Source organism: Arthrobacter sp. 05L428 (genome assembly GCF_056397665.1).
Genome location: NZ_JBFTNW010000001.1, coordinates 396,760 through 420,581 on the forward strand (window position 1 = coordinate 396,760; position 23,822 = coordinate 420,581).

Annotated in this window: 18 protein-coding genes; 15 read left to right on the top strand and 3 right to left on the bottom strand. The window is 69.6% G+C overall.

All coding sequences use genetic code 11. The features are described 5' to 3' along the window. The first annotated feature begins 4 nt into the window (after positions 1–4). The 7 genes from AC1DH3_RS01980 (at position 5) to AC1DH3_RS02010 (ending at position 10,671) form a co-directional block, all read left to right on the top strand. Complete coding sequence (locus tag AC1DH3_RS01980) at positions 5–352, top strand: holo-ACP synthase (RefSeq protein ID WP_175321209.1); 348 nt, start codon at positions 5–7, stop codon at positions 350–352. Positions 353–357: 5 nt separating this feature from the next. Beyond that, the gene (locus AC1DH3_RS01985; RefSeq protein ID WP_476908467.1) at positions 358–1,881 is read left to right on the top strand and encodes an NAD(P)H-hydrate epimerase; all 1,524 of its coding nucleotides are present in this window, start codon (positions 358–360) and stop codon (positions 1,879–1,881) included. Positions 1,882–1,972: 91 nt separating this feature from the next. Beyond that, positions 1,973–4,213, top strand: a complete 2,241-nt coding sequence (glgX, locus tag AC1DH3_RS01990) for a glycogen debranching protein GlgX (protein WP_476908468.1) — start codon at positions 1,973–1,975, stop codon at positions 4,211–4,213. Next, positions 4,210–6,546 (top strand): malto-oligosyltrehalose synthase, encoded by a 2,337-nt coding sequence (gene treY / locus AC1DH3_RS01995; RefSeq protein ID WP_476908469.1) that lies wholly within the window; start codon positions 4,210–4,212, stop codon positions 6,544–6,546. The genes glgX and treY overlap by 4 nt, the downstream gene beginning before the upstream one ends. Before the next feature lie 36 nt (positions 6,547–6,582). Further along, positions 6,583–8,340 (top strand): malto-oligosyltrehalose trehalohydrolase, encoded by a 1,758-nt coding sequence (gene treZ, locus AC1DH3_RS02000; protein ID WP_476908470.1) that lies wholly within the window; start codon positions 6,583–6,585, stop codon positions 8,338–8,340. A gap of 15 nt (positions 8,341–8,355) precedes the next feature. After that, positions 8,356–9,393, top strand: coding sequence for an L-glyceraldehyde 3-phosphate reductase (gene mgrA, locus AC1DH3_RS02005; RefSeq protein ID WP_476908471.1), 1,038 nt, complete (start codon positions 8,356–8,358; stop codon positions 9,391–9,393). 192 nt (positions 9,394–9,585) lie between these two features. Continuing rightward, positions 9,586–10,671 carry an inositol-3-phosphate synthase gene (locus AC1DH3_RS02010; RefSeq protein WP_476892132.1) on the top strand — a complete coding sequence of 362 codons (1,086 nt, stop codon included), beginning with the start codon at positions 9,586–9,588 and terminating at the stop codon, positions 10,669–10,671. An 85-nt stretch (positions 10,672–10,756) separates the two neighbouring features. Here the strand turns inward: AC1DH3_RS02010 and AC1DH3_RS02015 are convergent, their stop codons facing one another. Continuing rightward, positions 10,757–12,514: a formate--tetrahydrofolate ligase gene (locus AC1DH3_RS02015; protein WP_476892133.1), complete on the bottom strand. Its 1,758-nt coding sequence runs from the start codon at positions 12,512–12,514 to the stop codon at positions 10,757–10,759. Positions 12,515–12,585: 71 nt separating this feature from the next. Beyond that, the gene (gene mshA, locus AC1DH3_RS02020; protein WP_476908472.1) at positions 12,586–13,851 is read right to left on the bottom strand and encodes a D-inositol-3-phosphate glycosyltransferase; all 1,266 of its coding nucleotides are present in this window, start codon (positions 13,849–13,851) and stop codon (positions 12,586–12,588) included. Positions 13,852–13,948: 97 nt separating this feature from the next. Between mshA and AC1DH3_RS02025 the strand changes: the two genes are divergently transcribed. Both AC1DH3_RS02025 and AC1DH3_RS02030 read left to right on the top strand, forming a co-directional pair. Beyond that, positions 13,949–14,485 (top strand): N-acetyltransferase family protein, encoded by a 537-nt coding sequence (locus tag AC1DH3_RS02025; protein WP_476908473.1) that lies wholly within the window; start codon positions 13,949–13,951, stop codon positions 14,483–14,485. An 83-nt stretch (positions 14,486–14,568) separates the two neighbouring features. Further along, positions 14,569–16,353, top strand: a complete 1,785-nt coding sequence (locus tag AC1DH3_RS02030; protein ID WP_476908474.1) for a glycoside hydrolase family 5 protein — start codon at positions 14,569–14,571, stop codon at positions 16,351–16,353. A 55-nt stretch (positions 16,354–16,408) separates the two neighbouring features. Here the strand turns inward: AC1DH3_RS02030 and AC1DH3_RS02035 are convergent, their stop codons facing one another. After that, positions 16,409–17,824 (bottom strand): family 4 glycosyl hydrolase, encoded by a 1,416-nt coding sequence (locus tag AC1DH3_RS02035; protein WP_441417080.1) that lies wholly within the window; start codon positions 17,822–17,824, stop codon positions 16,409–16,411. 82 nt (positions 17,825–17,906) lie between these two features. On the opposite strand from AC1DH3_RS02035, the gene AC1DH3_RS02040 reads away from it, so the two are divergent. From AC1DH3_RS02040 to tsaD, 6 genes are all read left to right on the top strand, one after another. Then, a complete protein-coding gene (locus tag AC1DH3_RS02040) occupies positions 17,907–18,998 on the top strand; it encodes a carbohydrate kinase family protein (protein ID WP_441417081.1) in 1,092 nt (363 codons plus the stop codon). 628 nt (positions 18,999–19,626) lie between these two features. Then, on the top strand, positions 19,627–20,850 hold the full coding sequence (alr, locus tag AC1DH3_RS02045) for an alanine racemase (protein WP_476892137.1): 1,224 nt from the start codon (positions 19,627–19,629) through the stop codon (positions 20,848–20,850). Continuing rightward, complete coding sequence (gene tsaE, locus AC1DH3_RS02050) at positions 20,847–21,458, top strand: tRNA (adenosine(37)-N6)-threonylcarbamoyltransferase complex ATPase subunit type 1 TsaE (protein ID WP_476892138.1); 612 nt, start codon at positions 20,847–20,849, stop codon at positions 21,456–21,458. Before alr ends, tsaE begins: the two co-directional genes overlap by 4 nt. A gap of 2 nt (positions 21,459–21,460) precedes the next feature. After that, positions 21,461–22,132 (top strand): tRNA (adenosine(37)-N6)-threonylcarbamoyltransferase complex dimerization subunit type 1 TsaB, encoded by a 672-nt coding sequence (tsaB, locus tag AC1DH3_RS02055; protein ID WP_476892139.1) that lies wholly within the window; start codon positions 21,461–21,463, stop codon positions 22,130–22,132. A 53-nt stretch (positions 22,133–22,185) separates the two neighbouring features. Beyond that, complete coding sequence (gene rimI, locus AC1DH3_RS02060; RefSeq protein WP_441417085.1) at positions 22,186–22,677, top strand: ribosomal protein S18-alanine N-acetyltransferase; 492 nt, start codon at positions 22,186–22,188, stop codon at positions 22,675–22,677. Then, positions 22,674–23,813, top strand: a complete 1,140-nt coding sequence (gene tsaD, locus AC1DH3_RS02065; RefSeq protein WP_476892140.1) for a tRNA (adenosine(37)-N6)-threonylcarbamoyltransferase complex transferase subunit TsaD — start codon at positions 22,674–22,676, stop codon at positions 23,811–23,813. Before rimI ends, tsaD begins: the two co-directional genes overlap by 4 nt. Positions 23,814–23,822 lie beyond the last annotated feature (9 nt).

A 23,822-nucleotide genomic window follows, 5' to 3' on the forward strand; every position in this document is an offset into this window, starting at 1 on the left:
CCGCATGATTGTTGGCATTGGCGTAGACGTCGTAGACATTGAGCGGTTCGGCCGGCAGCTTGAGCGCACCCCCGGGTTGCGCGACAGGCTGTTTGTCCCGGCCGAGCGGGAACTGAACACCCGGTCCCTGGCCGCGCGGTTCGCCGCCAAGGAGGCCGTGGCCAAGGTGCTCGGCGCGCCCGCCGGAATGAACTGGCAGGACTGCTGGATCGGCCTGGACCAGAACGGCCCCACCGTCCAGGTCAAAGACACGGTACTGGCCGTGGCCGAGTCGAAAGGCGTCAAACGCTGGCATCTGTCGATCAGCCACGACGGCGGCATCGCCACCGCCACGGTGATCGCCGAAGGCTAAGCACCATGATCAGCGCCTATACCGGAACCCACATTCGAGGCCTCGAGAAGCGACTCCTTGAGGCAAGTGCGGACCCCGGCATGGGCGCTGTTCTCATGCACCGGGCCGCCTACGGGCTCGCCAACACGGTCCTCCGGGAACTCCAGCGCCGCGGACGGCGGCCCTACGGCTCCAGCGTCACCGTGCTCGCCGGCAAGGGCAACAACGGAGGCGACGGGCTCTACGCCGCGGCGCTGCTGGCCCGCCGGGGCCTGCGGACGACGGCGGTGCTCACCGCCGGAGAAGCCCACCCGGCCGGGCTGGCGGCGTTCCGCGCCGCCGGCGGCCGGGACACCGCCCTTACCGACGGCAACGCCGGGGACCTGGCAGCGGACGCCGCCCGCGCCGACGTCGTCATTGACGCGGTCCTGGGAACCGGCGCGCAGGGCGGACTGCGCGGCGCGGCCGGCACCCTGATCGAGGAGCTGCAGCGCAGCCGCCACGGGCTGGTTGTCGCCTGCGACATCCCCAGTGGCGTCGACGCCGATACCGGGGAAGCGCACGCCCCCGTCCTGGCCGCGGACGTGACCGTGAGCTTCGGGGCGGCGAAGGCCGGCCTGCTCGCCGACCCGGGCGCGGACTTCACCGGCCGGCTCCGGACCATCGCGATCGGCATCGAGCACGCGCTGGCGCACCCGGAGCTGCGGCGCCTCGAAACCGCGGACCTGGCCGCGCTGCTCCCGCAGCCCGGACGCCGCTCGCACAAGTACTCCCGGGGCGTGCTCGGCGTCGTGGCCGGATCCGCCCGCTACCCGGGGGCGGCCGTGCTCGCCTGCCGCGGCGCCCTGGCTGCTGGCGCCGGCATGGTCCGCTACGTGGGGCCGCCGGAGGTCGCGGACCTGGTCCGCCAGGCCTGCCCCGAAGTGGTGTGCGGCACGTCCGTCGCCGACGCGCACGTCCAGGCCTGGCTGCTCGGACCGGGACTCGACGACGGCGCCCACGAGCAGCTGGAGCGGGTCCGCGAGGCGGCCGCCGCCGGACTTCCCACCGTGGCCGACGCCGGCGCGCTGCCGGCCCTGCCCCGCGAACTGTCCCCGCACACCGTGCTGACCCCGCACGCCGGCGAGCTGGCCACCCTGCTGAAACGATACGGCGCCGGCCCGGCCCGGGCCGCTGTGGAGGACGCTACGCTCGCCGCCGTCCGGCAGGCCAGCGGGCTCACCGGCGCGACCGTGCTGCTCAAGGGCGCAACCACCCTGGTGGCGGCCCCCTCGGGGGTGGTCTTCAGCCAGGCCGACGCCAGCCCGTGGATGGCCACGGCCGGCAGCGGCGACGTCCTGGCAGGGGTGCTCGGCGCCCTGCTGGCTCAGCTCCCGGAGGGCTCCGCCGCCTTCAGCGCCTTAGGGCTCGACGGGCCGGACCGGTGGGCTGCCGCCGCCGCGATGGCGGCCAGCCTGCACGGCCGGGCCGGAACAGCTGCCTCGAACGGCGGGCCGCTGAGGGCGTCGGACATTGCCGGAGCCCTGCCGGAGGTCATCGCGAAGCTGTAACAAAAGGGCGCGCCTTGCGCCTCCGGTAAATTAGTAACCTTACTTACAAGTAGTCTGTCTAGAGATTGTCCGCATCGCACGAGGAGTACACATGGAAGTCTGGCCCGGAACGGCTTACCCGCTGGGAGCCACTTTTGACGGCACCGGCACCAATTTTGCCCTGTTCAGCGAGCAGGCGGAGCGGGTTGAGCTCTGCCTCCTGGCCGACGACCTGAGTGAGACCCGGATCGAACTGACCGAGGTGGACGGCTACGTCTGGCACTGCTACCTGCCGCAGATCCAGCCAGGACAGAAGTACGGCTACCGAGTGCACGGCCCGTACGACCCGGCAAGCGGAAACCGCTTCAACCCCAACAAGCTCCTGATGGACCCGTACGCCAAGGCCATCCAGGGCCAGATCGACTGGGACCCGGCGCTCTTCTCCTACGAATTCGGCGACCCGGATTCGCGCAACGACGCCGATTCGGCGCCGCACACCATGCACGGCGTCGTCATCAACCCGTACTTCGAGTGGGACGGTGACCGCCAGCTGCGCGTCCCGTACCACGAGTCGGTCATCTACGAGGCGCACGTCAAGGGCCTGACCGAGCTGCACCCGGACATTCCCGAGGAACAGCGCGGCACCTACGCGGGCGTGGCCCACCCGGCCGTCATTGAGCACCTCAAAAAGCTCGGTGTCACGGCGATCGAGCTTATGCCGGTCCACCAGTTCGTCAACGACGGCACCCTGGTGGAAAAGGGCCTCAACAACTACTGGGGCTACAACACCATCGGCTTCTTCGCCCCGCAGAACACCTACAGCTCCTCCGGCGATGTCGGACACCAGGTCCAGGAATTCAAGGCCATGGTCCGCGAGCTGCACCGGGCAGGCATCGAGGTCATCCTCGATGTCGTCTACAACCACACCGCCGAAGGCAACCACCTCGGCCCCACGCTCTCCTTCAAGGGCATCGACAACCAGGCGTACTACCGGCTGGTCGACGGGGACCAGAAGCACTACATGGACTACACCGGCACCGGCAACTCGCTCAACGTCCGGCACCCGCACTCGCTGCAGCTGCTGATGGACTCCCTGCGCTACTGGGTGACGGAAATGCACGTCGACGGCTTCCGCTTCGACCTCGCGTCCACGCTGGCCCGCGAGTTCTACGACGTCGACAAGCTCTCCACGTTCTTCGAACTGATCCAGCAGGATCCGATCGTGTCCCAGGTCAAGCTGATCGCCGAGCCGTGGGACGTCGGCCCGGGCGGCTACCAGGTGGGCAACTTCCCGCCGCAGTGGACCGAATGGAACGGCAAGTACCGCGACACCGTCCGGGACTTCTGGCGCGGCGAACCGTCCACCCTGGGCGAATTCGCCTCCCGCCTGACCGGCTCCGCGGACCTCTACGAGAGCTCGGCCCGGCGCCCGGTGGCCTCGATCAACTTCGTCACCGCGCACGACGGCTTCACCCTGCGCGACCTGGTCTCCTACAACGAGAAGCACAACGAGGCCAACGGCGAGGGCAACAACGACGGCGAATCGCACAACCGCTCCTGGAACTGCGGCGAAGAGGGCGACTCCGACAACGACACCGTATTGACCCTCCGCGCCCGCCAGCAGCGGAACTTCATTGCGACGCTGCTGCTTTCCCAGGGCGTGCCAATGCTGCTTCACGGCGACGAACTGGGCCGCACGCAGCAGGGCAACAACAACACCTACTGCCAGGACTCCGAACTGAGCTGGGTGCACTGGGAAGCCATGGACCAGCCCCTCGTGGAGTTCACCGCGTTCGTCAACAAGATCCGCCACGACCACCCGACGTTCCGCCGCAGCCGCTTCTTCGACGGCCGGCCGGTGGTCCGGGGTGAGGGCGAGAAACTGCCGGACATCGTCTGGCTGAAGACCGACGGCACCGGAATGCTGCCCGAGGACTGGGACAGCGGCTTCGGCCGGACCATCGGCGTGTTCTACAACGGCCACGGCATCCAGGAGCAGGACTCCCGGGGCCGCCGGATCACCGACGACAGTTTCCTGATGGCCTTCAACGCCCACGACGACAACGTGGACTTCGTGCTGCCCAACGACGAGTATTCGCCGATCTGGGAGATCCTCGTGGACACCGCGGACCAGGCCGATACGAACGAGCCCCTCAAGGCAGGGTCGACGCTGAAGCTGGCGGCCAAGTCCATGACCGTGCTGCGCGCCTACTCGGGCCCCGAGATCGAGGTCGACTACTCCGCAGCCGCCTCCCTGGCCTCCATGGCCGAGCACGAGGACGCCCAGGAGGAGATGGCGGAGGCCCAGACGAAGGCCGCCGAAGCCAGCGAAGCGAAGGCCACTGCTTCATGAGGACCCCCGTCTCGACCTACCGGCTTCAGATCCGGCCGGGCTTTACCCTGCAGGACGCCGCCGACACCGTGCCCTACCTGAAGACCCTCGGGGTCGACTGGATCTACCTGTCGCCGATCCTGACGGCCGAACAAGGCTCGGACCACGGCTACGACGTCACCGACCCCGCCGCGATCGACCCGGACCGCGGCGGCCCCGAGGGGCTGGCGGCTGTCTCCCGTGCGGCGCGGGACACCGGCATGGGTGTCCTGGTGGACATCGTGCCCAACCACGTCGGCGTCGCCACCCCGGTCCAGAACCCGTGGTGGTGGTCGCTGCTCAAGGAAGGCCAACAGTCGCGCTACGCCCAGGCGTTCGACGTCGACTGGGACTTCGGCGGCGGCCGGATCCGGATCCCGGTGCTGGGCGAGGACGCGGACGTGGACGCGCTCGAGATCCGTGACGGCGAACTGCGCTACTACGACCACCGTTTCCCGCTGGCCGAGGGCAGTTATACCGCAGGTGACTCCACCGCCGACGACCCGCGCGCGGTCCATGACCGGCAGCACTACGAGCTGGTGGGCTGGCGCCGTGCGGACACCGATCTGAACTACCGCCGGTTCTTCGCGGTCAACACCCTCGCCGGGATCAAGGTTGAGGTCCCGGAGGTCTTCGATGAGGCGCACGAGGAGGTTGTCCGCTGGTTCCGGGAGGGCCTCGTTGACGGCTTGCGCATCGACCACCCGGACGGCCTCGCGGATCCGGCAGGCTACCTCCGCCGGTTGCGCGACGTGACCGGCGGGGCCTACCTGCTGATCGAGAAAATCCTGGAGCCCGGTGAAGAGCTTCCGGCCGGCTTCGAGTGCGAGGGGACCACCGGGTACGACGCCCTCGCGGACGTGGACCGGCTCTTCGTCGACCCCGCCGGCCAGGCGGGCCTCGACGCCCTGGACACCTCGCTGCGCGGCGGCACGCCCGCCGACTATGAGGACATGATCCGCGGCACCAAGCGCCGGATCACCGACGGCATCCTGCACTCGGAGATGCGGCGGCTCGCCCGGCTGGTACCGGCGTCCGCCGGCCTCAGCCCGGAGGCCGCCGTCGATGCGCTGTCCGAGATCACCGCGGCCTTCCCGGTCTACCGCAGCTACCTGCCCGAGGGCGAGGGCGTGCTGCGCGAGGCATGCGAACTCGCCGCCCGGCGGCGTCCCGAGCTGGAACCCGTGGTGCAGGCGCTGCTCCCGCTGCTGCTGCATGCCGGCCCCGGGCCCGACGCCGAGCTGGGCCGCCGCTTCCAGCAGACCTCCGGCATGGTGATGGCCAAGGGTGTGGAGGACACCGCGTTCTTCCGCTACACCCGGCTCGGCACCCTCACCGAGGTCGGCGCGGACCCCACCGAGTTCGCGCTGTCCGCCGACGAGTTCCACGCCCGGATGGCACGCCGCCAGGCGGGCCAGCCGCTGTCGATGACCACGCTCAGCACCCACGACACAAAGCGCAGCGAGGACACCCGGGCCCGGATCTCCGTGCTTGCGGAGCTGGCCCCGGAATGGACGGCCTCGCTGCGCCGGCTGCAGGAGCTGGCGCCCCTGCCCGACGGCCCGCTGGCCAACCTGCTGTGGCAGGCCGTGGCCGGGGTCTGGCCCGCGGACCGGGAACGCCTCCAGTCCTACGCCCAGAAGGCGGCCCGAGAGGCCGGCAATTCGACGAACTGGCTGGACCCGGACCCGGACTTCGAAGCGAAACTTGCAGCCGCCGTCGACGCTGCGTTCGACAACGCCCAGGTGCGCGCCGAACTCGATTCGCTGGTGGACCTGCTGGAACCCTACGGCTCCGCCAACGCGCTCTCCGCCAAACTGGTCCAGCTCACCATGCCGGGCGTGCCGGACGTCTACCAGGGCACCGAGTTCTGGGACCGGTCGCTGACCGACCCTGATAACCGGCGGCCGTTCGACTTCGGGGCGCGGCGCGCCGCCCTCAAAGCGATCGACGCCGGTGAGCGGCCGGCGTCGTACCGGGAGGACGCGGCGAAGCTGCTCGTGACCTCGCGGGCGCTGCGGCTGCGCCGGGACCGGCCGGAGCTGTTCGCCGGCTACGCCCCGGTTGCTGCCACCGGAGCCGCCGCCGAACACCTGGTCGCCTTCGACCGCGGCGCCGGCACGCCCGGGGCCCTCACCCTGGCCACAAGGCTGCCCCGCGGCCTCGAACAACGCGGAGGCTGGCAGGACACCGCCATCGGCCTCACCGTCGCCATGACGGACCAGCTCAGCGGCAGGTCCTTCGGGCCGGGCACGACGGACGTGGCGGAGATCCTCCGCGACTACCCGGTGGCCCTGCTGGTGCCGGGCGCCTGAACGCACGAACTGACGAACCAACTTAGGGGAACGGCAATGACTCTGCCCGCACACGGAACCGCACGCTTCGACCTCTGGGCACCGGAAGCGCAGTACGTCACGCTGCTCGCCGACGGCCGGCACTACCCGATGGTCCGGTCCGGGTCCGCCGGCTGGTGGAGCGCGCCGGAGGCACCGGCCTCCGGCGACGTCGACTACGGCTACCTGCTCGACGGGGATTCCACCCCGCTGCCGGATCCGCGCTCACGCCGCCAGCCCGGGGGAGTGCATGCACTCTCGCGGACCTTCGACGCCGGCAGCCACGAATGGGCCGACGGGCAGTGGAAGGGCCGCGGCCTGCAGGGCGGCGTGATCTACGAGCTGCACCTGGGCACGTTCACGCCCGAGGGGACGCTGGACGCCGCGATCGGCAAGCTCGGCTATCTCGCCGACCTCGGCATCGACTTCGTCGAACTGCTGCCGGTCAACGGGTTCAACGGCACCCACAACTGGGGCTACGACGGGGTCCTCTGGTACGCCGTGCACGAGGGCTACGGCGGCCCGGCCGCCTACCAGCGCTTCGTCGACGCCGCCCACGCCGCCGGCCTGGGCGTCATCCAGGACGTCGTCTACAACCACCTCGGCCCCAGCGGCAACTACCTGCCCCGGTTCGGGCCGTACCTCAAGTCCGGGGAGGGCAACACCTGGGGCGACTCGGTCAACCTGGACGGCCCCGGCTCCGACGTCGTCCGCCGCTACATCCTCGACAACGCAGCCATGTGGCTGCGCGACTACCACGTGGACGGCTTGCGGCTCGATGCCGTGCACGCCTTCAAGGACGAGCGGGCGGTCCACCTGCTGGAGGAATTCGGGGCGCTCGCCGATGAGGTCTCCGCCGAAACCGGACGCCCTGCGACGATGATCGCCGAGTCGGACCTGAACAACCCGCGGCTGCTCTACCCGCGGGAGGTAAACGGCTACGGCCTGGCTGGGCAGTGGAGCGATGACTTCCACCACGCGGTCCACGTCAACGTCAGCGGCGAGACCACCGGCTACTACAGCGACTTCGATTCGCTCGCGGCCCTCGCCAAGGTCCTGGTGGACGGGTTCTTCCACGACGGCAGCTACTCCAGCTTCCGGGAGCGGCACCACGGCCGGCCCATCAACACCGCCCTCGTGCACCCGGCCGCCCTCGTGGTCTGCAGCCAGAACCACGACCAGATCGGCAACCGGGCTACCGGCGACCGGCTCTCCCAGAGCCTCGGCTACGGGCAGCTGGCGCTCGCAGCGGTCGCGACCCTGGCCTCGCCGTTCACCCCGATGCTGTTCATGGGTGAGGAATACGGCGCCACGACGCCCTGGCAGTTCTTCACCTCGCACCCGGAGCCCGAGCTGGGCAAGGCCACGGCGGAGGGCCGGATCAAGGAGTTCGAACGGATGGGCTGGGACCCCGCCGTCGTGCCCGACCCGCAGGACCCGGCCACGTTCACCCGCTCCAAGCTGGACTGGTCCGAAGCCGAGTCCGGGGAGCACGCGCGGCTGCTGGAGCTGTACCGGAAACTTATCGCGCTGCGCCGTGCGACCCCGGAGCTGGCCGGGCTCGGGTTCGAGGACACCGCAGTGGCGTTCAGCGAGGACGAGGGCTGGCTGCGCCTGCGCCGCGGCAGCGTGGAGGTCGCGATGAACTTCTCCATCGAACCCCGCCAGGTAGCCGTGGACGGCGGCTCGCTGCTGCTGGCCACCGAGGACGGCGTCGCGCTGTCCGCCGGCCGCGTGGAACTGCCCGGCCACAGTGCCGCCGTCGTCTCAAACTAGGACAGGATAATAGTCATGACATATGTTGCAGCAGAGAACCGATACGAGACGATGCCCTACCGCCGGGTGGGACGCAGCGGACTGAAACTGCCGGCCATTTCCCTGGGCCTCTGGCACAACTTCGGCGATGACAAGCCCTTCGAAGTGCAGCGGGCCATCCTGCGCCGCGCCTTCGACCTGGGTGTCACCCACTTCGACCTCGCCAACAACTACGGCCCGCCCTACGGCAGCGCCGAGACTAACTTCGGCCGCCACTTCAAGGACGACTTCAAGCCGTACCGCGACGAACTCATCATCTCCAGCAAGGCCGGCTACGACATGTGGCCGGGGCCCTACGGCAACTGGGGCTCCCGGAAGTACCTGCTGGCCAGCCTGGACCAGTCGCTGGGCCGGATGGGCCTGGATTACGTGGATATCTTCTACAGCCACCGCCCGGACCCCGAGACGCCGCTGGAAGAGACCATGGGCGCCCTGGACCAGGCCGTGCGCTCCGGCAAGGCGCTCTACGCCGGCATTTCGTCCTACACTCCGGAGCAGACGCTCGAGGCGGCCCGGATCCTGAAGGAACTCGGCACCCCGCTGCTGATCCACCAGCCCAGCTACTCGATGCTCAACCGCTGGACCGAGAACGGCAGCCCCAGCCTCTACGAGGCGCTGGAGCAGGTGGGTGCAGGGGCCATCGCTTTCTCGCCGCTGGCGCAGGGCATGCTTACCGACCGCTACCTCAACGGCGTCCCCAAGGATTCCCGTGCGGCGCAGGACAAGTCCCTGGACGAGGCGATGATCACCGGGGAGAAGCTGGACCGCGTGCGCGGGCTCAACCGGATTGCCGAGGGCCGGGGCCAGACCCTCGCGCAGCTGGCGATCGCCTGGATCCTGCGCGAGCAGGGCAAGGGCACCTCGGTGACGTCCGCCCTGGTCGGCGCATCCAGCGTCCGGCAGCTGGAGGACACCCTGGCCGCGATCAACAACCTGGACTTCACGGCCGACGAGCTGGACGCGATCGACGAGTTCGCCGTCGAGTCCGACATCAACCTCTGGGCCCAGAAATAAGCCCCGGCGGCGCCGTTCCGCGGCGCCGCCGGCTGACGTAACAGATTCGGTGCCGTGGCCGGGAACAACTTGAGTCCCGGCGCCGTTGACTAGAATGCAAGAGTGCCGCATGGCGTTGTGCCCGTTTGCCGCCGTCGTACATCAGAGTATGGCCGCGCCGGGCACGTGAAGTTTGTTCTCAAAGGGAGTTTCGTGTCTTCAAATCCGATTCGTGTTGCAATCGTCGGCGTGGGTAACTGTGCCACTTCGCTGGTCCAAGGTGTCCAGTACTACAAGGATGCCGACCCCCAGGCCACGATTCCGGGTCTGATGCACGTGCAGTTCGGCAAGTACCACGTCAACGACGTGCAGTTCGTCGCAGCATTCGATGTCGACGGCAAGAAGGTGGGCCAGGACCTCTCCGCCGCCATCCTCGCCAGCGAAAACAACACCATCAAGATCGCCGACGTCCCGCCGACCGGCGTCACCGTTCAGCGCGGCCCGACCCTCGACGGCCTGGGCAAGTACTACCTCGAGACCATTGAGCAGTCCCCGGAGGAGCCGGTCGACGTCGTCCAGGCCCTCAAGGACGCCAAGGTCGACGTGATGGTCTGCTACCTGCCGGTCGGATCCCAGGAAGCCGCCGAGTACTACGCCCAGTGCGCGATCGACGCCGGCGTGGCCTTCGTCAACGCGCTGCCGGTGTTCATCGCCGGGACCAAGGAGTGGGCGGACAAGTTCACCGCCGCCGGCGTGCCGATCGTGGGCGACGACATCAAGAGCCAGATCGGTGCCACCATCACGCACCGCGTTATGGCCAAGCTCTTCGAAGACCGCGGCGTCACCCTGGACCGCACGTACCAGCTGAACGTCGGCGGCAACATGGACTTCAAGAACATGCTGGAGCGCGACCGCCTCGAGTCCAAGAAGATCTCCAAGACCCAGGCCGTCACGTCCAACGTGGAAGCCGAGCTCGCCGCCAAGGACGTGCACATCGGCCCGTCGGACTACGTCCAGTGGCTCGATGACCGCAAGTGGGCCTTCGTACGCCTCGAGGGCCGCAACTTCGGTGACGCCCCGGTCTCGCTCGAATACAAGCTGGAGGTCTGGGACTCGCCCAACTCCGCCGGCGTGATCATCGATGCCGTCCGCGCCGCCAAGATCGGCCTGGACCGCGGCATCGGCGGCCCGCTGCTCTCGGCGTCGAGCTACTTCATGAAGTCCCCGCCGGAGCAGTTCAACGACGACCTCGCCCGCGAAAAGGTCGAGGCCTTCATCCGCGGCGACCTGGAGCGTTAAGCCCCGCACCGTACACCGCAACGCGGGGTCACTTACAGCCCATCATCCCCCTTGGGATGGGCCGTAAGTGACCCCGCGTTGCTGTTTAAAACAGGCCGACGGGGTTGCCGTTGGCGTCCACGTCCATCCGCATGGCCGCCGGGACCTTGGGCAGTCCGGGCATGGTCATCACCGCACCCGTGAGCGCCACGATGAAGCCCGCGCCGGTCTTGGGGATCAGGTCCCGGACGTGGACGGTGAAGCCCTTCGGGGCGCCGAGCTTGGTGGCGTCGTCGCTGAAGGAGTACTGCGTCTTCGCCATGCAGACCGGCATCCCGGACCAGCCGTTCTTGTCGATCTCCGCGAGCCGCTTGAGCGCCGGGACGGAGAAGTCGACGCCGTCGGCCCCGTAGATTTCCTGCACGATGGTGCGGATCTTGTCCTCCACCGACATCGCCAGCGGGTACAGGTGGCGGAAGCCGTGCGGGGCGTCGATGGCGGCGGCAACCTTCGCGGCAAGCTCGTCGCCGCCGTCGCCCCCTCCGCCGCGGCCCCAGACGTCGGCCACGGCCGCCTGAACACCCTCCGCGGCGCACCAGTCCAGCAGCCAGTCGAGCTCCTCCCGGCTGTCGGTGCCGAACTTGTTGATCGCCACCACCGGGGTGATGCCGAACTTCTCCACGTTGCGCACGTGCCGCTGCAGGTTGGCGACGCCGGCGGCCAGCGCCTCGACGTTGGGCTCCTTGAGCTGGTCCTTGGCGACGCCGCCGTGCATCTTGAGCGCGCGGATGGTGGCCACCAGCACGACGGCGGACGGGGCGACGTCGGCCATCCTCGCCTTGATGTCCATGTACTTCTCGGCACCCAGGTCGGCGCCGAAGCCGGCCTCGGTGATGACGACGTCGGCCAGGGAACGCGCCGTCTGGGTGGCGATCAGCGAGTTGCAGCCGTGCGCGATGTTGGCGAAGGGCCCGCCGTGCACCAGGGCCGGGGTGCCCGCGATGGTCTGCACCAGGTTCGGTTTGATCGCGTCCTTGAGCAGCATGGTCAGGGCACCCTGGACGCCGAGGTCCGCGACCGTGACCGGCTCGCGGTCGTAGGTGTAGCCGAAGGTGATCCGGCCCAGCCGGGCGCGCAGGTCGTCCAGGTCCGTGGCCAGGCAGAACACGGCCATGATCTCCGAGGCGACCGTGATGTCGAAGCCGTCCTGCCGCGGCACGCCCTGGGTGGGACCGCCCAGGCCGATCACGACCTCGCGCAGCGCCCGGTCGTTCATGTCCAGCACCCGCTTGAACGTCATCCGGCGCGGATCGATGTTCAGCGCGTTGCCCTGGTAGATGTGGTTGTCCACCAGAGCCATCAGGGCGTTGTTCGCCGAGGTGATCGCGTGGAAGTCGCCGGTGAAGTGCAGGTTGATCTCGTCCATCGGCAGGACCTGGGAGTAGCCGCCGCCGGTCGCGCCGCCCTTCATGCCCAGGATCGGCCCCAGCGAAGGCTCGCGCAGGGCGATCATCACCCGGTGCCCGGCGCGGGCCAGGGAGTCGGCGAGGCCCACGGTGGTGGTGGATTTCCCCTCGCCGGCCGGCGTGGGGGACATCGCCGAGACCAGCACCACCTTGCCCGGCGCGTGCGCACCGTCCCGGGCCAGCTTGGCCGGATCGATCTTCGCCTTGTAGCGGCCGTAGAATTCCAGCGCCTCCGGGTTGATCCCGGCCGCGGCAGCCACGTCCTCGATCGGCCGCATGGTGGCCCGCTGCGCAATCTCCAGGTCGCTCAGGACCGGCGCTGCGGCCGGCGTACCCGGTGCCGCCGTCCCGGCCGGCGCTTCGGTAGCTGCTGCGGTTTCCGTGGTGTTCTCAGACATCGTTGCCCTTCAGCTCGTGGCTTCGGGTCGCTCCGGCCGGCGGTTCCGGCCAGGCGCCCGGTGTGGTTCCCTCAGGGCGTGTGGCCCACCGGGATGCTCCGTGTTCCAAAATACTGGAGCAATGCGGACTGGTAGCTCTCCAGCGTAATCGCGGCGGTGCGCTGCCAGCCGAAGCCCTGGGCGTGCACCGACGCCGCGCGGCCCATGTCCTCCCGGGTGGCCGGGTCGTCGTGCAGTGCCTCCAGGGCATCGGCCCAGTCCGCGGCCTTGTGCCCTTCCACCAGCAGCCCGGTCCGGCCGTCGAAGATCGCCCGCGACAGCCCGCCCACCTTCGTGGCGACCACGGGCGTTCCGCAGGCCTGGGCCTCCAGCGCGACGAGGCCGAACGACTCGCTGTAAGAAGGCATCACCACGACGTCGGCCGAACGGTACCAGCCTGCCAGCTTGGGCGCGCTGACCGGCGGATGGTGCGTGACGACGTCGTCCATCCCGGCGGCGGTAATCAGGGCCTTGAGGTCGAAGTCCTTCGCACCGCTCACCGCACCGAGGATGGTCAGCTGCAGGTCGATGTCCGGGCGGCGCGCACGCAGCAGCGCGGCCGCCTTGATCAGGATCTGCGGGCCCTTGAGCCGCTGGATCCGCCCGGCGAAGAGCAGGTGGAAGCGGCCCGGCGGGACCCCGTGCTGGCTGCGGGCACGGCTCCGGAAGGCGGGCGTGAAGACGGAGAGGTCCACGCCCGGGGGCGCCACGTCGATCCGGTCGGGGTCGGCGGCGTAATGCGAAACCAGCTCGGCGGCCTCGGCGCCGGTGTTGGCGATCAGCCGGGTCGCGCCGTCGACGATCCGGTGTTCACCATCCTCGCGCCGGCGCGGCTCGGGCTGCTCGCCGGATTCCAGCAGCAGGTTCTTGACCTTGGCCATGGTGTGCATGGTGTGCACCAGCGGCACCCCCCACAGCTCCGAGAGTTCGAGGCCCGCGACGCCGGAAACCCAGTAGTGCGAATGGATGACGTCGTAGCGGCCATGCGGCTGCAGCTGCTTGATCCGGTCGATTTCGGCCACCATGCTGTGCAGCAGCGCCGGCAGTTCCTCCTTGGGAAGTTTCCGCGGCGGCCCGGCGAGCACGTTGTGCACGCAGACTCCCGGGGTGGGGTGTTCGACGGCGGCCTGGCCGGCCGCGTTGGACCGCGTGAAAATCTCCACCTCGACGCCGGTCTCCGCGAGGGCGGCGGCGAGGGCCCGGATGTACACGTTCATGCCGCCGGCGTCCCCGGACCCGGGCTGCTCCATCGGCGAGGTGTGCAGGGAGAGGAAGGCGACACGGCGGACCAGCGGCATCCTCTTCCTTCCCTTCGCGTGACGTGGATTCGGTAAAACATTACTCCTGAACGCCGGGCCGGTTCGCGGGCGGCTGCCTGCTGCTAGCGTGGCGGCTGTGAGCGCAAACGCAAAAGACCGGCCGGCCACGGCGTCGTGGGAGATCCGCGAGGCCACCGCGCAGGACTGGGCCGCCATCTGGGAGATCCTGGAGCCTGTGATCCGTGCCGGGGAGACGTTTACCTGGGACCGCGACACCACGGAGGACCAGGCCCGCGCCAAGTGGTTCAAAACCGTCCCGGGCAGGACCTTCGTCGCCGTCGGAACTGGCCGGTTCGACGGCGTCGTACTGGGCGCCGGCGAGCTGCACGCGAACCAGGGCGGCGGCGGCAGCCACGTCGCCAACGCCGGCTACATGGTCCGCGCCGGTTACGGCGGCCAGGGAGTGGCCCGGGCGTTGTGCGCCTACTCGCTGGACGCCGCCCGCGCCGCGGGCTTCCGCGCCATGCAGTTCAACGCCGTGGTGGAAAGCAACGTCCCGGCCGTCGCCGCCTGGCAAGCCATGGGCTTCGAGATCCTCGCCACCATCCCGGAAGCCTTCCGGCACCCGCAGCTGGGCTACGTGGGACTCCACGTGATGTACCGCAAGCTATAGCTGCCTTCGCCGGATTCAACCCAAGACATTTTCTGCCGGCCCGAATAGGCTGGCCCTCTGGGGGCCGAGCGAGGGAGGCCTGAATGCCCGGAAGTGGCGATCCGCAACTGCCGCACCAGGAACGGCGCAGCCCTGAACGGGGTGCACGACGGCGCCGCTTGCCTGGGTGGGTTCCGGCCGTCCTGCTGCTGGTGGTTCCGTTGCTGGTCATGGCCGGGTGCACGCTGGCCCGGAACAACGACAGAAGCTCCTCGGCGGAGAATTCGCGGGGCTTCGTCACCGCCTCGGGCCGCGGCCTCGTCCTCAACGGCGAGCCCACCCGGCTGAAAGCGGTGAATTTCTCCAACTTCTACCATCGAAACCTGAACGGGGCCGAGCTTCCTAATTCGCAGCACCATGCGGGGGACGACTTCGCCCGGGCGAAAGAAATTGGCTTCAACAGCATCCGCTTCGCCTTCGACGGGGACTGGTATGTCGACTCCCCGCAGGTCTTCTGGCAGTGGCTGGACCAAAACGTGGCCTGGGCGCGGGAACACGGGATGCGCCTGATCCTGGATCTGCACACCCCGATCGGCGGATTCTGGCTGGACCCCACCAGCGACGCCGTCAGTTTCGACATCTGGTCCAACCCCCGGCTGCAGCAGCAGAACGCGGACCTGTGGCGCGATATCGCAGCCCGTTACAAGGATGAAACAGCCATCGCAGCCTACGACCTGCTCAATGAGCCGGTGACGACTGACGCGACCGGGGAACAATGGAAAGTGCTGGCCCGGCAGTTGGTCGCCGCAGTCCGGTCCGAGGACCAGAACCACCTTCTGGTTGTGGGCGGGATCTATGGGGTCAACGGCAGCTACGGCATCTCCGGGGTCGACCAGCATTTCCTTGTTGATGACGACAACGTGGTTTACGACTTCCACTTCTACGAGCCCATCAAATACACCCACCAGTATGCGTCCTGGGTCGAGGGCCCGGTTCAGGACGGCGGCCGCTATCCCGACCCCGACACCATTCTCCCGACCGGTCAGCGGGTCCTGCTGCCGGAAAGCCGCATCGCAACCAAGTCCTTGCCGCCCGGCACCTCAGGCTGGGCGGCGTATGACAGCGGCATCGTAACTATCGAGGACAGCAGCGCGGTGGCGGCTGCACCCATGGTCACTGCGCAGGGCGGCATGCGCGGAACGGCCGGCTTCGATGCAATCAGGGTGACCGAATACGGCCCCGACGGGACCGAACTCCGGCAAGTCATCAACGATCCCCTGGACCGCGACTCGACGTTGGACTGGCATCAATGGCAGTACGGGGACACGGCGGCGCCGCCGAAGTTCGCGCGGGAGAAGACCGGGCACCAGGACAGCGGCAGCCTCTCCATCAGCAATGCCGTCGACGCCACGGCAATCGCAGGGTGGAGCAACGACGCCCACCTGTTCAAGGTCGTGCCGGGTAACAAGTACCGCATCCAGGGCCACATGCGGGGGCAGAGCATTGCGGCCTCGGCCGGTTCGGCACCCCGGATCGGGCTCCAGCTCGACGTCTACGCACAGTCGCCCGGAACACCCGGAAACGGCTTCCTGGCACGCGACAAAGGCTATTTGGCACATGAGTTGGGGAAGCGACTCAAGTTCGGCATCGATAACAACGTGCCGATGTCGGTCATGGAGTTCGGCCTGGTCCGGCAAGCATTTGAGATGGAGGGCAAGGGCGGCAGCCAGTGGGTCACCGACATGCTTGATCTCCTGGCGGAGAACGAGCTCAGCTTCGCGTACTGGGAATACCACGGGACCCAGATGGGGCTCTACCTCAGCGGCACCGGCCAGCCGGGCGAACCCAACAAGGCGCTACAGGAGACCCTCGCCCGCGGACTGCGTTGAGCGGACTGCGCTGAGTGGCCCGCGTTGAGCGGCCCGCGTTGAGCGGCGGACTCGGCTAGGAGTCACCGGAACTGCGGACGTCGCTGCGCCAGAGCTGCAACAGGCCCGGGAACGCTGCCTCGTAACCGGCGAGCAGCTTCGCCGCGAGCTCGTCCGAGTCGACCAGCGGATGCCGGGCGAACGCGGCGAGGGCGGCCCCGCGCCGCAGGCTGCCGGGACCCGGCCCGGTGGCCTGGACCACGAGCCGTTCCACCTCCTTGATCCGCAGCATCAGCGCGAGCTGCGCTTCCGACGGGCGGTCCTGTGGGAGCGGCACCACTCCGTCGGCGTCCACCCGGCAGGGGACCTCCACGACGGCGTCCGCCGGCAGCCCCGGGATCGCGGCAGTCCGTGCACCGTCCGGGCCGGGTAGCGCGTTGGGGGTATTCAGCACCAGTTCGGCCCCGCCGCCACCGGAGAGGGCGCGCATCACCGCCAGCGCGACGCGCTCATAGCCGCCGCCGGCCAGGTCCTCCTCGTCCCGGTGCTCGCCAGCGGTTCGGGCCTCGGCCAGGTAGCCCTCCTCGCGGGACCGGCGGGCGGCATCCCAGAGCCCGTAGGCCTCCGCACCGGCGGACGCGAGCCGCGGATACAGCTCGGACTGCTGCCGGTGGATGGACTCGCCGCGGGTCTGGGCAGCGGCCCGCATGGCGGCCAGGGCGCGGGCGGTCTCGTAGTAGTAGAACAGGTACTCGTTCGGCAGGCAGCCGAGGCCGGCCAGAAAGGGTTGGGGGAAGAGCCGGCCCTCCTCGAAACCTGCCAGGGTCCCGGCGTCGGCGAGCAGGGCGGGGAGGACATCCCTGCCGCCGGACTCCAGCCGGTACAGCCAGCCCAGGTGGTTGAGCCCGTAGTAGCCGACGCCGTCGAGCCTGCCCTCGGGCAGCACGACGCCGGCGGCCCGCGCCGCGCGGTGCACCAGTCCGCCGGCCGAATCGCAGATACCCACCACCCGGCGGCCCAGCACCGGGACCAGGGCCTCGGTCACCATGCCAGCCGGATTCGTGAAGTTGACCAGCCACGCCCCGGGGCAGAAACGTTTCATCGCCTGCGCCAGGGCCAACATCGGCGGGATGGTGCGCAGGGCGTAGGAGATGCCGCCGGCGCCGGTGGTCTCCTGGCCCAACACGCCCAGCTCCTGCGCCACGCGCTCGTCGGCCGTGCGGCCGGCCGTGCCGCCGGGCCGGATGGCGGCGAAAACCATGTCCGTGCCGGACAGGGCCTCGGCCAGCGACGTGGTGGTGCGGACCGGCGGCCCGCCGCCTTGTTCCCTGCCCGGCAGGGAGGCCAGCACCGCTTCGATGGCGGCCAGCCGGCCGGCGTCGACGTCGTACAGCACCAGCTCCCGGACCAGCCCGGCAAAGGGACCGGCGGAGAGCGCCCGGTAGACCAGCGGCACCCGGAATCCGCCGCCGCCAGCAATCATGAGCCGCATGGCTGCAGTCTATTCCGCGCCGCGCTGATGGGCCCGGAACGTCGTCTTTCGCCGGCTACCTGGACGGCGTAGTGTGCCGTGTATGGACGCGATTCCAGCGCCGCGCTTCGACCCGCTCGCCGCCGTCCGTACCCCGGCGGCGGGAAGCTTCGACGTGCTCCTGACCGGCACCGTGTTCCAGGACATCATCTTCACCGGGCTGCCGCACGCACCCCGGCCCGGCACGGAAATCTGGAGCGACGGGATGGGCAGCTGTCCCGGCGGGGTGGCGAACCAGGCCATCGCCGCGGCACGGCTGGGGCTGAGGACCGGGCTGGCCGCCGCGTTTGGCGACGACGGCTACGGCGACTACAACTGGAAGATCCTCGACCGGCAGGAACACGTGGACCTGTCGCTGTCGCGGCGCGTTCCCGGCTGGCACTCGCCGGTCACCGTGTCGCTGAGTGTCGAGAAGGACCGGTCCATGGTGACCCACGGCCACCCGGCGCCGGTAACCTCAAGCGAACTGATCGGCTGCCCGCCGCCCGCGCTCGCCGCCGTCGCCGAGCTAGGCGAGGAGCTGGAACCGTGGGCCGTCGACGCGCACCGGGCCGGTGTGCGTCTCTTCGGCGACGTCGGCTGGGATCCCACCGGGACGTGGGCGCAGGCGCGACTGGACAACCTGAAATACTTCCACGCCTTCATGCCGAACCAGCAGGAGGCCATGGCGTTCACCGGCAAGGACAACCCGTGGGCCGCGCTCTACGCGCTCGCGGACAGGGTCCCAGTGGCCGTGGTGACCCTGGGGCCGCAGGGATCCATGGCGGTGGACTCCGAGACCGGTGAGGAGGAGTGGGTGCCGTCGCTGCCCGTGGCGGCCTTCGACCCCACCGGGGCCGGGGACTGCTTCGGGGCCGCGTTCATCGTCGGCTGCCTGGCCGGCTGGCCGCTGGGGGACCGGCTCCGGTTCGCCAACCTGTGCGCGGCCCTGGCCGTGCAGCAGGTGGGCGGCTCGCTGGCCGCTCCCGGCTGGGGCGACCTCGCCGACTGGTGGCAGCGGGCCAATGCCCGCAAGGAGCGGCAGGGCAGTCAATGGCTGCGCCGCTACCGTTTCCTGGAAGAAATCGTCCGCGACGTGCCGCCGGAGGCGCAGCGGCGGGCGACGGCGACGATTGCGCACCTCTCCGACGCGTAGCCCTTGGGGTGGCGGGCGGCTGGGGAGCGGGTGCGGGCTGCGGGCCGAGGACTGCAGGCCGAGGGACATGCCCTGCGCGCGGGCTGTGGACTGGACATATTCCGCATATGCCCACTCGTGGCTGCGAGGGGTGGGCATGTCCCGAAGCCAGGAATGGATCCGTGAATGGTTCGGGGGCGCCGCGCGGTGCGGGACATGGGACATGCCCCGCGCCCGGGCCGTGGACTGGACATATTCCGCATATGCCCGCCCTTGGCTGCGGGGAGTGGGCATGTCCCGACGCCAGGAATGGATCCGTGAATGGTTCGGGGGCGCCGCGCGGTGCGGGACATGGGACATGCCCCGCGCCCGGGCCGTGGACTGGACATATTCCGCATATGCCCACTCGTAGCTGCGAGGAGTGGGCATGTCCCGACGCCAGGAATGGATCCGTGAATGGTTTGGGATGCCGCGGGGTGCGGGCCGAGGGACATGCCCTGCGCCCGGGCCGTGGACTGGACATAGTCCGCATATGCCCAGTCGCGGCTGCGAGGAGTGGGCATGTCCCGAAGCCAAGGATGGGCATGTCCCAAAGTGCGGGGCGCCAGCGGAATTCAGCAGGATCTGCGGCCACCCGTAGAATCGTAAAGTGATATACCCAGCAGCAACAGGTGATTTCCGGCCGGTGGCGGAAGCAGGTCCGGACCACGTCGAGGAGCGCTCGGCCGTCATCGACCTCAAGGCGATACGGCACAACGTCCGGCGGCTGGCCAAGGTGGCTTCGCCGGCGAAGGTGATGGCCGTCGTCAAGGCCGACGCCTACGGCCACGGGGCCATCCCGGTGGCCCGCGCCGCGCTCAGCGCCGGGGCCAGTTGGCTAGGCGTCGCGCATATCTCCGAGGCGCTTGCCCTGCGCGCCGCCGGGATCGAGGCCCCCCTGCTGGCCTGGCTGCACACCCCCGAGAGCAACTTTGCCGCCGCCGTCGCTGCCGGGATCGACATCGGCTGCTCCGGCTGGGAACTGGGCCGGATCGTGACCGCAGCCCGCGAGCAGGAACGCCCAGCCAGGATTCACCTGAAGGTGGACACCGGGCTCGGCCGCAACGGCGCCACCCTGGAGTCCTGGGACACCCTGCTCGGCGAAGCGATGGACTACCAGGACCAGGGCCTGCTGCGGGTGGTGGGCATCTTCTCCCACCTTGCCGTGGCCGACGAACCCGAGCGCCCCGAAACCGACGAGCAACTTGCCGCCTTCCGCGATGTCCTGGCGATGGCCCAGGACGCCGGCGTCGATCCCGAGGTGCGCCACCTCGCGAACACCCCGGCGACGCTGTCCCGCCCGGACACGCACTTCGACCTCGTCCGGGTGGGCCTCGGCATCTACGGGCTCTCACCGTTCGAGGGCCAGAGTTCCGCGGAGGTCGGGCTGCGCCCGGCAATGACGGTGCGCACCGTCGTCTCGCACTGCAAGGACGTGCCCGCCGGCCAGGGTGTCTCCTACGGACTGAACTACCGCACCGGGGGCGCCAGCACGCTGGGCCTCGTCCCGCTGGGATACGCCGACGGCGTTCCGCGCGTCGCCACCGGAGGTCCGATCAGGGTGGCCGGAATCAGCTACCCCGTGGTGGGCCGCATCGCGATGGACCAGATGGTGATCGACCTCGGCCCGCTCCACGTCTCCGCCGGCGGTCCCAGCCTGCTGGGTGCCGAAGCCGTGATGTTCGGAGACGGTGCCGACGGCGGTCCCACCGCCGAGGACTGGGCCAGGGCAGCCGGCACCAACAACTACGAGATCGTCACCCGCATCAGCCCGCGGGTGCCGCGCCGCTACATCAACGAAGAGCCCGCACCCGGCGACGGGGCCGCGCAGTGAGCCACCCGGCCTGGCAGCGGACCCTGGAAGTGGGGACCGCGGAGCAGACACATGCCCTCGCGGCCGGCCTTGGCGCCGAGTTGCAGGCGGGCGACCTGCTAGTGCTCAGCGGCGAGCTTGGCGCCGGGAAGACCACCTTCACGCAGGGGCTCGGCGAGGGCCTTGGCGTCCGCGCCGGAATCATCTCTCCCACGTTCGTGCTGGTGCGGATCCACCCCAACCTTCCGGACGGACCCCGTCCCGGCGGCCCGGACCTGGTCCACGTCGACGCGTACCGGCTCGCCTCTGCTTCCGAAATCGACGACATCGACCTGGAAAACACCATGGACAGTGCAGTGACCGTCGTGGAGTGGGGCCGCGGCCGGGTGGAGCACCTAAGCGAGAGCCGGCTGGAGGTTGAGCTGCAACGCCGGCTGGGTGGCGCCCAGCCCAGCGGCACAGCCCCGTCCGGCCCCGCACAGCTCGGCACCGACGTGCTGGATTTCGACACCGACGACGCCGACGAGCCCAGGACCGTGGTCTTCCGCGGCTTTGGGCCGCGCTGGGCCGAACCGCCCGCCGCCCTTGCCGGAATCCCTGACCTGCCCGCGACCACGGAAACGGACTGAAGATGCTGATCCTCGCCATCGATACCTCGGCCGTTGCCAGCGCGGCGCTCGTTTCCGATGATTCCCTGGAATCTGTCGTCGGCAGCTTCGCCACCGCGGACACCCGCAGCCATGCCGAGGTGTTGGCCCCGGGCATCAAGCAGCTGCTCGCCGCCGCGGGTCTCAGCGGCGCCGACGTCGACGTCATTGTCACCGGGGTGGGACCGGGTCCGTTCACGGGCCTCCGCTCCGGCATCGTCACCGCCCGCAGCCTGGCTTTCGTCTGGCAAAAGCCCCTCTACGGGCTCATGAGCCTGGATGCCATTGCCCTGGAGGTAGCGGAGTCCACGGAAGCGGCCCCGGAGTTCATTGTGGCCACCGACGCGCGGCGCAAGGAGGTCTACTGGGCCCGCTACGCGCTGGCCGGGAGCCAGCTGCCGCAGCTGCTGGACGGGCCGCATGTGGGCTTCGCCGCCGATCTGCCGGACCTTCCGGTCTACGGCGCGGGCGCGGGCCTGTACCCGGACGTCCTCAATGCCGTCCCCGAGTTCGCCGCGCGGCAGCCCGAGGCGCTTTCGCTGGGCCAGTTCGCGCTGGCGCGGCTCGCCGCCGGCGAGCAGCTCCTGGACACCACCCCGTTGTACCTGCGGGAATCGGACGCGCAGGTCCCGGGCCCGCGGAAGCGCGCCCTGTGAACGCCCCGGATACGCCGCGCGGACCGTCCCCGGCAGGTGTGAGCCTCAGGGACATGGCCTCCGCGGACATCCCCGCGGTGCACGAGCTGGAGCGCCGGCTGTTCCCGGTGGACGCCTGGCCCCTGCAGATGTTTGTCGACGAGCTCGCCCAGACCGAGACCCGACGCTACATCGTTGCCGAGTCCGGCGGCTCAATCGTCGGGTACGCGGGGCTGATGTGCATCGAACCCATCGCGGACGTGCAGACCATCGCGGTTGTGCCCGAACAGGAGGGCCGTGGCATCGGTTCGGCGCTGCTGACCGAGCTCATCCGGGAAAGCCGGCGGCGGCATGCGGCCGATGTGCTGCTGGAGGTGCGCGCGGACAACCCCCGCGCCCAGCAGCTCTACCGGCGCTTCGGCTTCGAGCAGATCCATGTCCGGCCGCGCTACTACCGCGACGGCGTCGACGCGCTCATCATGCGCCTCGAGCTGCACGCGACGGAACAGCCAGCGCCCGGCAACACCACGGACCACACACAGCCAAGGGGAACAGGCCAAGAATGAACCACCACCCACGCAGCTCCGCCCCGCTGGTGCTTGGGATCGAGTCCTCCTGCGACGAGACCGGCGTCGGCATCGTCCGCGGCACCCGCCTGCTCGCCAACACCGTCTCGTCCTCCATGGAGGAGCACGTGCGCTTCGGCGGGGTCATCCCCGAGATCGCCTCCCGCGCGCACCTCGACGCCTTCGTCCCCACCCTCCGGGAAGCGCTCGCCGCAGCGGAAGTGACGCTGGACGATATCGACGCCATCGCTGTCACCTCCGGCCCGGGACTGGCCGGAGCCCTGATGGTGGGCGTCTGCGCAGCCAAGGCCCTCGCCGTCGCCACCGGCAAGCCGCTGTACGCGATCAACCACCTCGTGGCGCATGTGGGCGTCGGACTGCTCGAGCCCGGCGGCGGCGCGCCGGAGGACGGCGGCTCGGACGACAGCGGGCAGGCGGCCGGCTCCGGGACCGCCCTGCCGGAGAACCTCGGCGCGCTCCTGGTCTCCGGCGGCCACACCGAGATCCTCCGGATCCGCAGCATCACGGACGACGTCGAGCTGCTGGGCTCCACGATCGACGACGCCGCCGGCGAGGCGTACGACAAGGTGGCCCGGCTGCTGGGGCTCGGCTACCCGGGCGGGCCGGCCATCGACAAGCTGGCACGCACCGGCAATGCGAAGGCGATCCGTTTCCCCCGCGGTCTTACCCAGCCCAAGTACATGGGGACCGCCGAAGAACCCGGCCCGCACCGCTACGACTGGTCCTTCAGCGGACTCAAGACCGCCGTCGCCCGCTGCGTGGAGCAGTTTGAGTCGCGCGGCGAAGCGGTGCCGGTGGCGGACATCGCGGCCGCCTTCCAGGAGGCCGTGGTGGACGTGATCACCTCCAAGGCGGTGCTCGCCTGCCGCGAAAACGGCATCACCGAACTGCTGCTGGGCGGGGGAGTGGCGGCGAACTCGCGGTTGCGCCAGCTCACGGAGCAGCGGTGCACGGCGGCCGGAATCCGGCTGACCGTCCCGCCGCTCTCGCTGTGCACGGACAACGGGGCCATGGTGGCCGCGCTCGGGGCGCAGCTGGTGATGTCCGGAATAGTGCCGAGCGGGCTCGGCTTCGCGCCGGACTCGTCGATGCCGGTGACGAGCGTATCCGCCTAGGAGACGGCC